The sequence below is a fragment of the Halorubrum halodurans genome, assembly GCF_002252985.1.
GTDB lineage: Archaea > Halobacteriota > Halobacteria > Halobacteriales > Haloferacaceae > Halorubrum > Halorubrum halodurans.
Map to the genome: position 1 here is coordinate 32,821 of NZ_NHPJ01000050.1, position 11,812 is coordinate 44,632.

An 11,812-nucleotide genomic window follows, 5' to 3' on the forward strand; every position below is an offset into this window, starting at 1 on the left:
CTCCCGGACCCCGGACCGCAGCTATCAGACGCGATACCCGGCGGCCGGCGTTTAACCGTTCCGGGGCCAGAGGCCACGACATGTACCGCGGCGAGCGTGCCCAGAGCGAGGTGATCGGGACCGTGCTGCTCCTGGGGATCACGATCGCCGCCGTGACGGCCACGGTGGCGACCGGGAGCGTCGCGCTCGGCGCCGTCACCGACGAGGCGCAGGCGGCGGGCGTCGAGAACGGGATGTCCGAGTTCACCTCGCGGGCCAGCCTCGTCGCGCTCGGCGAGGCGGACGCCAAGCGCTTCGATCTGGGGTCGGTCGACGGCGGCGACCTCCGGCTCGAGGAGGACGCCGGCCGCGTCGAGGTCCGGATCGAGCGGCCCGACGGGAACGTCACCGCGGAGTCGTACCCGCTCGGGACGCTCGTGTACGCCGGCGACGGGCGGGAGATCGCGGTCCAGGGCGGCGGGGTCTGGTCGACCGACGGCACCCGCGGGCGGATGGTATCGCCGCCGGAGTACCACTACCGCGACTCGACGCTCACGTTCCCGATCGTTCAGTTGACCCGCGAGGGCGACCGACCCGTCCCGGCCCGCGGAACCGGAGTGGTTCGCCGAACGACCGCCGGCGAGACCGTCTTCCCGAACGTCTCCAACCCGCTCGAGAACGGGACGGTCGTCGTGACGGTCACGAGCGACTACTACGAGGGGTGGTACGACTTCTTCAGCCAGCGCGCGGAGGGAGACGTGACGATCGACGACGCGAACCGGACCGCGACCGCACGCCTCGTCGTCCCCGGCGAGGTGCCGCTCGACAAGCCGCTCTCGCTCGGCAGCGAGGACACGAACATGGACGTTCCGCTTCACGAGGACGAGTACGACCTCGGCGTCGCACACCCGTCGCCGTCGGCGGTCATCGACGAGCGGATCGAGAACGCCTCGACGAGCGGCCGACCCATCGGCGACTGCGTCGGCGACGGAACGTGTACCGCCGGGACCTACCACGCGAGCGGGGACGTCTCGTTGAGCGACGACGTCGAGTTCGATACGAGCGGCGGCAACGTGACCGTCGCGATCGACGGGGACCTGGAGATCGGCGGCAACGACCTTCGGATCACCGACGGGAGCGACAACGTGGTCACGTACTACGTCAACGGGAGCGTCGAACTCAACAACCCGACGATCGGGACGACGGCGTCGTCGATCGACGCCGACCGGACCCGGTTCTACGTGAACGGCGGGATCGCGGAGAACACGAACGGGATCGGGAACGCCGCGATCGACGCGATCGTCTACGCGCCGAACGCCGACGTGGAGGCGAACGGGAACCCGACCCTTCGGGGGGCGTTCGTGTTCGAGCGGCTCGACCTCGGCGGCGCGTCCTCGATGGCGTACGACGCCGATCTGACCGGGATCGACCTGACGATCGGCGGCGGTCCCGGACGGAACCCGATCACGTACCTCCACGTGAGCCGAAACGCGGTCTCGGTTCGGCTCGAGTGAGTCGACCGGCGGAGTCGGCCCCTCCCGCCGCCGGCTCACCGACGGTAGGAGACGTCCACCACGATCACGCGCAGGTACACCGCCTCGTCGCGGTCGATCGTCGCGACGACCACGTCGCCCGTCGTCTCCGCCGGGTCGACGGTGAAGCCGTCCGTCTCGGCGAGGTATCGCTCCCACGCGTCGGCCCGCGGCGACTCGATCCGGAGCCGGATCGCGTGGGGGGCGACGGCGTCCTCCGGGAACGCGAAGCGTTTCACCTCGCCGGCGTCGGTCGCGATCTGGACGGTCCCGTCGCCGTCGACCGCGGCCGGCCCGTCGCCGGGCCGGGTTCGAACGAGCGGGAGGACCGTCCGGTTCGTCCCCCCGGCGAGCGAGACGAACCGCGGCGTCGACCGGAACAGCGTCGTGTTCCCGTCCGTCCGGAACCGCGCGCCCGCGTCGTAGCCGATCGTCGTCTCCCCGCGGGTGTACGTCACGGCGTGGACCGTCCGGGTGGTGTGGTTGCCGACCCGCGTCCCGCTCGCGTCGACCTGCTCGATCGTCACGTTCGTCGTCGACGACAGCGCCAGCTCGCCGCCGCTGAGCCGGAGTTCTGTCGCCCGGCTCGGGTCGCCGTGTCGCTGGACGTCCCGCAGGTTGTCGTCGAGGACGTCGAAGGCGCGTTCGACGTTCTCGACGCGCTCCGCGTCCCGACGCTCCTCCAGTCCGGTGATCCCCACCGCGAACACCGACGCGATCGTCGCCGTGACCAGCGCGAACACCAACACGTAGCCGACCACGTCGCTCACGCCCCGGTCGTCGGAGCGGAACGGGCGCTCGGATCGCCCCCCGCGGCCGTCGCTCATCGCTCCGTCACCGCCAGCGTGCCGGCGCTCGGGTCTGCGGCGTCCGCGACGTACGTCACGCGAACCGGCCCGCCGCGGAGCGTCGTCTCCGCGACCGCCGTTCGCGATCGGTAGGGGATCCGGACGCTGGCGTCGGGGTGGGTCGTTCGGAGGATCACCGCGGGGTCCGGGTCGCCCGCGATCTCGACGGTGTAGGGGATCCCGGCCACCCGCGTCGGCAGGTCGGCCTCGATCACGGCAACCGCGGTTCCGTCGGCCGGGTCGAGGTCCGGATCGGCGCGACCGGCCTCCGCGAGCCGCGCGGTTCGGTCCGCGCTCTCGAGGGTCGACGCGAGCGACTGGCCCGCGACCGCCAGCTCGCCGTGTACCGCCCGGTCGGTCTGCGCGTCGAGGACCCCGCCGACGCCGATGACGACCCCGGAGAGCAGCGCCGCCCCGATGGCGAGCGTCAACACGTACCCGACCGTCGTGCTCACCGCCCGGCGGTCACGACGGATCGACCGCTCGGATCTCCCCGGCTCCGCCGAGTCGCTCGGATCCGCCGACCCGTCCGAAGCGTCCGCCCCGCCGGCGGGAGCCGAGTCACGCACGCGGCTCACCCGGTGCGACCCGGACCGTGGTTCGGAACCGCAGGTCGGCCGTCCGATACCGGAGCTCGACGGCGGCGTCGTAGACCGCGGGCGAGACGCCGGCGTGGTCGGTCGCGGGGTCCGTACCCGCCGGCCGGGGGCGGACGGTCGCCGTCACGGTGCCGTCGGCCGCGTCGGCGTTCGCGAACCCGATCCCGTACCGATCGGTCGGGACGACCAGATCCGCGGGCCAGACCCCCGGACACGCCGCGGATCCGAACCGCTCGCCGGTGAGATCCAGCGTCACGTTCTCGCCCGGCGCGGCCGCGACCGAACACAGGGCCGTCGGGGCGGCACCGTTCGTCCCGTTCGCGACGACCACGCCGCCGGAGCCGTTCCGGTAGACGTACACCTCCCGGCTCCCCGCGAGTGCGGCCCCGTCGAACGCGACGTGGAACGCCTCGCCGGTCGCGTTCGCCGCGGTCGTCGTCGCCAGGTCGTCGACCGCAAGCGACAGCGAGAACGCCCGCGTCCGGTCGATCCCGTCGACGAACGCGTACGTCGTCGCGCCCGTGGCGTTCGCGAGCGACGTGGCGTTGCCGTCGGTGGCGAGGTGCTTCCCGCGACGGAGCCCCGCCGCGTCGGCGTCGAGGCGGACGGCGCCGCCCCGATCGGCGTAGCTCCGCGCGATCCGACGGTCGAGATCGGCGACCCCCTCGAGCACGGTGTCGTTCGCGGCCGCGTGGGACGACGGTCCCGCGCGGTTCGTCGCCTCGAGCAGCTCCCCGACGCCGCCGACGGCGGCCGCCCTGACGTCGGCCGCCTCCCGGTCCGCGTCCTCGACCCCGCGAGTCGCGAGCGTCTCGGCGTATATCGTGGCGTTCAACAGGACGACGAGCGCCACCAGCGCGACCGCCATCACGAGCCCGGCGACGACGAGGAGCTGCCCGCGGTCCGCATCGCGGAGGCGTCGCTCCCGCGTCCGATCCGGGTTCACATCCGCCATGTGACGATCGACACCTCCAGCACGTTGTACGTCGGGCCGGGGCCGACGGGCGGCGCGTAGAACGTCGCGTCCGGGTCGTCGGCCACCGCCTCGAGGGTGTGTTCCTCGAACCCGTCCGCGGTCAGCGTGGTGTCGTTCGACACCGTGACCGTCCGGGTCGCCGTCACCGCGTTGTCGCTCGGCGTCCCCATGTACACCATGCGCTGTCGTTTCACCGGCGTCGCGTCGTACGTCGTCGGCTCGACGTGGAACCGGACGTAGACGTTGAACGCGATCCGCCGGTCGAGGAACGTCCGGTCGAGCGCGTCGCCGAAGCCGTTCGGCGGCCCGCCCCGCGTGTGGAACCCGACGTCGCCGTGCGTCCCGCGGAATCCCGCCTCGACCGTGTCGTTGCCGGGGTGCCAGTCGAGGACGGCCTCGCGGAGGTCGCCGTTCGCGGCGCTCGTCTCGAGCAGCCCCGTCGCGGCCGCGCGCTGCTGGTTCTCGATGTGCTGGTTCGACGTGCTCGCCGACAGCGGCGTCACCGCGGTCGCCTGGAGCGCGAACGTGAGCCCGGCCACGAGCAGCATCGCCGCCACGAACGCCTCCAGCGTGTGTGCCTGGCCGCGGTCGTCGGGGGCGCTCGGGACGAGGGGGAGTCGTGACCGCACCATCGTCACCACACCCGCACCGTCAGCCGGTACTGGACCCCCCGGAGCGAGACGACGCGGCCGGCGACGGTGACGTCGCCGGTCGTCGCGGTCGGGGGTGCGGTCGATCGGTTCAGCGTCGCCCCGACGGGGCCGTGCCGGGTGTCGAACGCGACGGTCGCCGGGGTCGCCGCGGGGTCGCGCTCGTCGAGCCCGTGTATCACCACCTGGACGTCGTCGTCGACGCCGAACGACGCCGCGGGATCGGTCCCGGCGTCGAACGGACAGCCCGCGTCGTCGGCGAGCGTCGCGTTCGCCGCGAAGAACGCGACCGTACACGCCGGCGAGAGGACGCCGGGTTCGGTCGGCGCGTGGACCGCGGTGGAGACACCGGAGACGTTCCCGGAGGCGCCGAGGCGGTCGACGGTTCCGGCGGCGATCCGGTCGGCCACGAGCGGCGAGGCGGTCTCGCCGGCCGCGAACGGCTCGAAGAGCGTCGGGACGAACGCGACCACGAACGCGAGCGTTACCAGGAACACGCCCGCGCCGACGGCGAAGTCGATCTGTGTCTGTCCGCGCGCCTCGCTTCGGGTCCCGTCCGCGGCCCGGACTCCGGAGGGTCGTTCACCCGACATAGATCCACACCCCCAGCGCGAGCGTCATCAGCGCGACGGCGAACTTCACGCCGGAGAGGAGCCGGGCGTCCCGAATGTAGCCGGCGATGAACCCCGAGAGCACGGCCTGGATCGTCACCGCGTGAAAGAACAGCATCGACAACACGGCCGGATCGACGCTGCCGCCGAAGCCCCCGCCCGCGACCGCGCCGGCGCCCGCCGACGATCCCGACGCGCTCCCCGCGAGCCCGCCCATCACGTCGATGAACTGCGTCTGGAGGATCGCCATCACGCCGAGCAGCGTCACGTACGTCATGACGATGATCGCCACCTGCATCCGCGTTCGGGACCGACGCTCGCGCTCGATGTCGTCCTGGTTCTCGGAGGCCTGCGCCGCGGTGGTCAACACGTCCGTGATCTGTGAGGACGCCTCCTGTGCCTCCGAGATCAGTTTCACGGTGCGCGCGAGCCGCGGGACCGCGTACGTGTTGTTGAACTCGACGAGGGCGTCTCGCAGGCTCATCCCGTAGTTCACCTTCGCGTGGATCACCTCGAACTCCTCGGCGAGCGTCCCCGAGGAGGTGTCCGCGACCGTCCGGATCGACTCCAGCAGCGTCTGGCCCGTGTCGTTGGCGGAGGAGAGCTTCCGGAGGTTCTCCGACAGCTTCCCCGTGACCGACCGCTTGGCGCGCTGGTCCCACTCGTAGAACGCCGTGAGCGGCACGAGCGTCAGATACGCCGGGACGTACACCCAGACGAACGCCGACCAGACGGGGCGGGCGATCCAGCCGTCGACGGTCGTCGGCGCGGACCCCGACGCGACCGCGACGCCGACGAGCGCCAGCGAGGCCGGAACCGTCATCGCGAGCGTGTACAGCGGGTTGTCCCGCAGGAAGCGGTGCGGAGCCGCGAGGATCCGCTTCGTCTTGTGGGTGCCCTCGCGGTCGCGGATGCGGTCGAAGACGCTCGCACGCCCGACGAACGCCTCGATCAGCCCGAAGTGGAGCAGCCCCTCGCGGCTCGTCTGGCGGAGCCGGTCGCTGCCGCCGTCGGGCCGGAGGTAGCCGTCGCCCGGCTCGTCCTGTTTGACCGTCGAGACCAACACGAGAAACCCGACGCCCGTGAGCGGAATGAGGAGGTACACCGTGACGTACAGCAGGCGGTCGTCGGCCTCGCCCATCATCCCCATGATCACGAGGATGATGATGAGCAGGAGCGGAAAGAGCGAGAGCGTCATGTACATCTCCCCGAACAGCTCCAGCGTCTCGAGGGTCATCTCGCGCTCCTGTTTGGACGTGCGGAGGTGTTTCTCCTTTTTGTCCTTCAGGAACGGCTCCATCTCCCCGCCGGAGTTGACGATGGAGAGCATGTCCGCGAGGAACTGCGAGAGCTCCTCGGAGGGCGTCTCCATCGACTGCGTCCGGATCGCGTTCCGGTAGTCCGTGCCGAAGTACTCCGTCTCGTTGATGACGTTCTGGAACTCCCGCGACACCTCGCCGTAGGTGTCCTCGGCGGTCGCCATCGCCCGGAGGATCTCCAGCTGGTTGAGTCCGCCGACCGAGAGGGCGTACATGAACGAGACGGAGTCGGCTAAAAGCAGGTTGATCTCCCGCTCTCGGCTCGCCGACCGCGAGTACGGGACCGCGAGGAGCCCGCCGAACCCCGCGGCGAACCCGATCGACCCGAAGACGACGCCGCTCGTGAGGACGGCGACCGGCACCACGAGCGACCGCAGCAGCTGCCGCGTTCCCTGGTTGGGAACGGGGATCCCGAGCGAGAGCGACGCCGGCGAGAGCAGTCCGAGCGCGAAGACCCCGTAGCCGAGCAGCGTTCCGACGAGCGCGAGCGCGACGCCCGCGATCACGCCGATCCCGAGCGCTCGCGAGACGTACATCTCGACCGGATCGGGCATCCGCGCCTCCGCGAGCTTACGCTCGACGTCGCCGACGAGGTCGCCGTCGGGGTCGAAGAGCAGCCCGAACGCCGGATAGAACAGCTGCCCGAGGAGGTCGCCGTCGACCGACTCCCCGCCGACGTCCGCGTCGAGGCTCATCGAGACCTCCGGAGGAGACTCACGGCGTCACCCCTCCTCCTCGGCGGGCTCGACGGCCTCGAACCCCCACCCGTCGTCGACGGGGTCGGCGTCGGCGCCGTCCTCGTCACCTTCGATCTCGTTCTCGTCGTCGCGTTCGGTCCCACCCTGGTCGTCCCTCTCCTCGTCGCCTTCGGCCCCACCCGCGTCCGGATCCGCGTCGTCGACCGCGTCTTCCACCCCATCGAGGGTCGTCTCGTCGGGGGCCGTCTCGTCGGGGGCCGTCTCGTCGACGGATTCTCCGTCAACCTCGCCGTTCTCCTCGGCGTGTTCGTCGCTGTCCCACTCGCGATCGATCGAGTCCGCCGGCGTTCCCTCGGTCGACCCGCCGCCTCCGACGAGGTCGTTCACCCCGGCGTCGGCCTCTGAAACCGGTCCGACCACGTCTACCCCGTCGCCGAACGGGCGGCCGAAGTCGATGTCGCCGTCGGCGTCCGCGGAGCCGTCGCCGGGAGGGACGTCGCTGCCACTGGTCGGGCCGCTCGTCTCGGACGCCCCGTTCGCCTCCGGCGCGGACGGCCCGCTCGCCTCCGCCTCGAACTCGGCGGCGTCGGCCGTGACCGCGGCGAGCGCCTCCCGCTCCTCGTCGGGAGCGGCCTCGACGCGACGGGCGGGATCGACCGCGAGCAGCGCGTCGGCGACCGAGTCGGGGATCGACCCGCGATAGGTCTCGAAGACGTCCTCGGCGTCGTCGAGGATGGCCGCCGCCTCCTCGCGCCCGTCCTCGTCGGGATCGGGCCGCGGCACCATCTCCTCCTTGTCGCGGTCGACGTCGATCAGGACCGACTCCATCTCCCGGAGGTCCTCCAGGGAGCGCTCCAGCTCGTCGTTGGCCATCAGCGCGAGCACCGTCTCGGGGTCGTTGATGAACGCCTGGAACGTCGCGGCCACCTGGGCGTAGCTGTTGAGCCCGCGGTCGATGAGGTAGGCCAAGACGATCCGACGCTTGCGGAGCTCCTCGTCGAGGGTCGCGCGGCTCCACCCCCGGTCGAACATGATCTCCTCGAGGACGTTCGAGTCGCCCATCCGGAGGAACTCGTCGGTCTCGGCCTGCCACTGGAAGACGTCCTGGACGTTGATCTCGTCGTTCTCGGCGTCGTAGTGGTTGATCTCGGTGAGCGACTTGTTCCGGCGCACCTTCCGCCCCTGGACCCGCGTCGACGTCTGGATCGACACCAGGTCGAGGGCGGTGAACATCGTCTTCGAGACGTTGATCGGGTCGGTGGTGAACCGCTTGAGCACCTCGCCGACGGAGTCGGCGTGGAACGTCGTGTAGGTGGTGTGGCCCGTCGACATCACCTGGAAGGCGGTCCGGCCCTCCTCGCCGCGGATCTCGCCCATCACGATGTAGTCGGGGCGCTGCCGGAGCGCGGCCTCGAGCAAGTCGAACTCGTCGACGTCGCCCTTGTCGTCGTCCGAGAAGGAGGGACGCGTGACGGAGGCGATCCAGTTGCGCTGGGGCAGCTCGACCTCGCGGGTGTCCTCGATCGAGACGATCTTCGCGTTCGAGGGGATGAAAAGGGAGACGGCGTTCAGGCTCGTCGTCTTCCCGGAGGCGGTCCCGCCCGCGAAGATCAGGTTCTTGTTGTTCTCGATACACAGCCAGAGGAACGCCATCTGGTCGAGCGAGAACGTCCGCCAGTTGATGAGGTCGATCGGCGTGAAGGGGACGTCGTTGAACTGCCGGATCGTGTAGTTGGTCCCGTGGTCTGAGACCTCCCTGCCGAGCGTGAGCTGCGCCCGCGAGCCGTCGGGAAGGGTCGCGTCCACCTGTGGCCGGCGCTTCGAGATCCCCTTGCCGGACCGCTGGGCGAGCTTCACGACGAAGTCGTCGAGCTCGTCGGTGCCGTGGTAGACGTTGGTGATGACCTGCTCGTAGTCGGCGTGGTAGACGAAGACCGGCGAGTCGTACCCGTCACAGGAGACGTCCTCGACGTTGATGTCGTGTTTGATGGGGTCGATCCGCTCGTATCCGATGAAGTCGCGTTTGAGGTAGTACAACAGCTTCTCGACCTGGTACGCCGAGAGGGTCCGCGCGTCCTCCTCGAGCACCGCCGGCTCGGGGCGGGCGCTGATCCGGACGGGGGCGTCCTCGGCGTCACCGTCGCTTCCCCCGTCGGTCGGCTGATACCCGAGCGCCTCGGCGAGCCGGCCCGGAATCCCCGCGGTCGGATCGATGCCAAAGCGATCGAGGTCGATCCGATCGAGCCGGCCGAGGAGGTCGCTCACGAACTCGTTCGTCCCGGACGCCTCCTCGTAGAGGCCGTACCGGTCGAGCAGGGTTCGCGTCTCCTCGGCGATGACGCCCTCGCGGAACGCCTCGTCGCCGCCCGCGATCGACTCGTCGGCGTACTTGATCGACGTCCGGAGCTTCCCCGTGAGGAACTCGATCAGGTCCGTCTCGATCCGCGTCAGGTACGGCTGGACCGCGTAGTACTTCCGCTCGTTCTCCTTCGTCGAGCGGAAGACGATCACGAACGCGTACGGCTCGTTCACCCAGTAGCGCTCCTCCTCGCGGAAGTGCGTCTTCTTGGGCATCGGCACCGCCTTCTCGAGGTCGTACCGGTTCACGAAGGTCGTCGCCCCGTCCGCCGTCGAGAAGAACGCGTCCTCGTCGAGGTCCGGGTCCACATTCACGGTTCGCTCGTCGACCAGGTCGGCGAGCTCCGCGGCCGCCTCTCCGCCGCCTGAGAGCGCCTCGCCGATCCGGTCCGGGTCGAACCCCAGCGCGTCGGCCTTGTCCGCGTGGGTGAACGCCAGCGGCTCCCCCTCCTCGTCGGTCGGCGGGTTCCCCTCCGCGTCGTAGAAGTACTCGTCGGCGTAGTCGTCCCACGTGTAGTACCCCTTCAGCACCGGCACCTCGTACTGGTCGTACCGGGCGTGAAACCGGTCCCACAGAACCTCGCCGACCGCGGCGGCCGACCGGACCCGATCCGCGGACTCGACGGGATGGAACCCGAGGAGGTCGGTCGGGTCGAACGCGACCCGCTCCCAGTCGAGGTCGGTCGGGAGTCCGGCAGGAGCCGGCTCGACGTCCGTGCCGGCGACCACGACCGACCCCGACTCGTGGGCGTCGACGCCCGCGAGGCGGCCGTCGGGGGCAGTGCGATCGTCGAAGACGGCGCGGCCGTCGACGATCACGTCACGGTCGCCGACGACGAGCGTGCCAGCCTCGGGCGTCCCGTGACCGTCGACCGGCGTCTCGCCGTCCGCCAGGAAGGGCTCGACGACCCCGACCGCCCGGAGGGTCGCGCCCGTGCGGTTCGCGTCGTCGAGCCGGCCCTTGATCGCGCTCGCCGGCACGGTGGGGACGTTCGGGACCCACTCGTACAGCGTTGCGGCGACGTCGTCGTCGCCGCGCTCCGTGAGGAACTCCTGCCAGGTGTACCGGCCGACCCTGACGGGGTGGCCGGACGTCGGCGTCGCGCTCGTGGAGGTCGACGGCCTCGTCGCCGTCGCGTTCGAGCTCGGGTTCGTCGTGCTCGCACCGTCGTCGGACGAGGGCGTCGCTCCCACCTCCCGGTCGCCGTCACCGTCCCCCGCGGTGACGGGGTCGCGCCCCGCGTCCCCTCCGTCCATGGGCGGATCCACCCGGCTCCCGTTGAAAAAGGTGTCTCGCAAATATCCGGGATTGATAACCCCGGTGTCGGGAGCGTGAACTTTTAGCCGCCCCTCCGCGCAGTCGGGACCGTGACCTCTCTCCGTCGGCTGCGCCGGCTTCGTCGGCTTCGCGATCGGGCGGTTCGCCGGCGGGTTCGCGACGCGATCGCGGAGGAGGTGCTCGGGGACGCCCGCAGCCTCGCCGTCGTCCTCGTGTTGACCGCGTTCATGTTCCTCATCGGCGTCGACTACTACGCCGGCAGCCTCGGGGAGGTCCCGACGGTGCTGTGGCCGCTGTACGCCGACTCGGCGGTGGCGGTCGCGCTCGGCGCGCTCTCGCTCGCGACGCTCCTGCCGACCGTCGGCTCCGGCGACCCGGTGACGGAGACGCCCACGAACCGGGCGCTCGCGCACCTCCACACGCTCTCGTTCGTCTGGCTCGTCCAGTTCGGGCTGTGGCCGCTGGTCTCGCTGAACCTCGCGTTCGAGTCGTACGTGAGCGCCCCCGACGCGTGGATCTACTACTGGGGCGTGTTGGGGACGCACCTCTGTTTCGTCGGCCTCGCGCTGCTGTTCCCGGCGTTCGGCCGGACGACCCGCGGCGCGCTGGCGGTCGCCGGCGCGGTCGGCGTCGCGAACGTCGTGGTCGACTACTGGCTCGGCTACTCCCCGCCGCTGCTGTACGAGCCCGGCGCGGGGCTGGCGCTCGCCACCCTCGGGATCGCCGGGTTCTGCGTGTGGCTCGCGGGCCGATCGTTCCGGCGGCTGGATGAGGATCCGGCCTGAGAGGCGACCGATCCGGTAGAACTCGCTTGCCTATCGAACGGGTGTTTCGTGTGTGATCGGGGTCATACGAAGGAGATCGTTGCTGGCGCGGTGAACACGTCCAAAGCCCCAGTCACGGGGAGGCCGTGCACTCGCTGCGCTCCTCGCTCACTTCGTTCGCTGCGGTGTCGCCGGCGGC

At 70.7% G+C, this 11,812-nt stretch carries 9 protein-coding genes; 2 read left to right on the forward strand and 7 right to left on the reverse strand.

All coding sequences use genetic code 11. The features are described from left to right. Nucleotides 1-80: 80 nt before the first annotated feature. On the forward strand, nucleotides 81-1,493 hold the full coding sequence (locus DJ70_RS04655) for a DUF7289 family protein (RefSeq protein ID WP_094530603.1): 1,413 nt from the start codon (nucleotides 81-83) through the stop codon (nucleotides 1,491-1,493). A 35-nt stretch (nucleotides 1,494-1,528) separates the two neighbouring features. On the opposite strand, the gene DJ70_RS04660 is transcribed toward DJ70_RS04655, so the two are convergent. From DJ70_RS04660 to DJ70_RS04690, 7 genes are all read right to left on the reverse strand, one after another. Beyond that, entirely contained in the window at nucleotides 1,529-2,338 is an 810-nt protein-coding gene (locus DJ70_RS04660) for a DUF7289 family protein (RefSeq protein ID WP_245810687.1), read from the reverse strand. Further along, nucleotides 2,335-2,814, reverse strand: coding sequence for a DUF7266 family protein (locus DJ70_RS04665; protein ID WP_094530623.1), 480 nt, complete (start codon nucleotides 2,812-2,814; stop codon nucleotides 2,335-2,337). The genes DJ70_RS04660 and DJ70_RS04665 overlap by 4 nt, the downstream gene beginning before the upstream one ends. 106 nt (nucleotides 2,815-2,920) lie before the next feature. After that, entirely contained in the window at nucleotides 2,921-3,913 is a 993-nt protein-coding gene (locus DJ70_RS04670; RefSeq protein WP_094530605.1) for a DUF7261 family protein, read from the reverse strand. Continuing rightward, on the reverse strand, nucleotides 3,901-4,566 hold the full coding sequence (locus DJ70_RS04675; RefSeq protein ID WP_094530607.1) for a DUF7288 family protein: 666 nt from the start codon (nucleotides 4,564-4,566) through the stop codon (nucleotides 3,901-3,903). The genes DJ70_RS04670 and DJ70_RS04675 overlap by 13 nt, the downstream gene beginning before the upstream one ends. 2 nt (nucleotides 4,567-4,568) lie before the next feature. Further along, nucleotides 4,569-5,177 carry a DUF7287 family protein gene (locus DJ70_RS04680; protein WP_094530609.1) on the reverse strand — a complete coding sequence of 203 codons (609 nt, stop codon included), beginning with the start codon at nucleotides 5,175-5,177 and terminating at the stop codon, nucleotides 4,569-4,571. After that, nucleotides 5,167-7,209, reverse strand: a complete 2,043-nt coding sequence (locus tag DJ70_RS04685; protein WP_094530611.1) for a type II secretion system F family protein — start codon at nucleotides 7,207-7,209, stop codon at nucleotides 5,167-5,169. The genes DJ70_RS04680 and DJ70_RS04685 overlap by 11 nt, the downstream gene beginning before the upstream one ends. A gap of 27 nt (nucleotides 7,210-7,236) precedes the next feature. Continuing rightward, nucleotides 7,237-10,827 carry an ATPase, T2SS/T4P/T4SS family gene (locus DJ70_RS04690; protein ID WP_094530613.1) on the reverse strand — a complete coding sequence of 1,197 codons (3,591 nt, stop codon included), beginning with the start codon at nucleotides 10,825-10,827 and terminating at the stop codon, nucleotides 7,237-7,239. A 111-nt stretch (nucleotides 10,828-10,938) separates the two neighbouring features. Here DJ70_RS04690 and DJ70_RS04695 point away from each other — a divergent pair, with 111 nt between their 5' ends. Then, nucleotides 10,939-11,634 carry a DUF1405 domain-containing protein gene (locus tag DJ70_RS04695; protein ID WP_094530615.1) on the forward strand — a complete coding sequence of 232 codons (696 nt, stop codon included), beginning with the start codon at nucleotides 10,939-10,941 and terminating at the stop codon, nucleotides 11,632-11,634. Nucleotides 11,635-11,812: the final 178 nt, after the last annotated feature.

Excerpts from the sequence above, each read along its gene's own strand:
- DJ70_RS04655 (WP_094530603.1), top strand. The coding sequence starts at position 81 with ATGTACCGCGGCGAGCGTGCCCAGAGCGAGGTGATCGGGACCGTGCTG.
- DJ70_RS04660 (WP_245810687.1), bottom strand. The coding sequence starts at position 2,338 with ATGAGCGACGGCCGCGGGGGGCGATCCGAGCGCCCGTTCCGCTCCGAC.
- DJ70_RS04670 (WP_094530605.1), bottom strand. The coding sequence starts at position 3,913 with ATGGCGGATGTGAACCCGGATCGGACGCGGGAGCGACGCCTCCGCGAT.
- DJ70_RS04675 (WP_094530607.1), bottom strand. The coding sequence starts at position 4,566 with ATGGTGCGGTCACGACTCCCCCTCGTCCCGAGCGCCCCCGACGACCGC.
- DJ70_RS04680 (WP_094530609.1), bottom strand. The coding sequence starts at position 5,177 with ATGTCGGGTGAACGACCCTCCGGAGTCCGGGCCGCGGACGGGACCCGA.
- DJ70_RS04685 (WP_094530611.1), bottom strand. The coding sequence starts at position 7,209 with ATGAGCCTCGACGCGGACGTCGGCGGGGAGTCGGTCGACGGCGACCTC.
- DJ70_RS04690 (WP_094530613.1), bottom strand. The coding sequence starts at position 10,827 with ATGGACGGAGGGGACGCGGGGCGCGACCCCGTCACCGCGGGGGACGGT.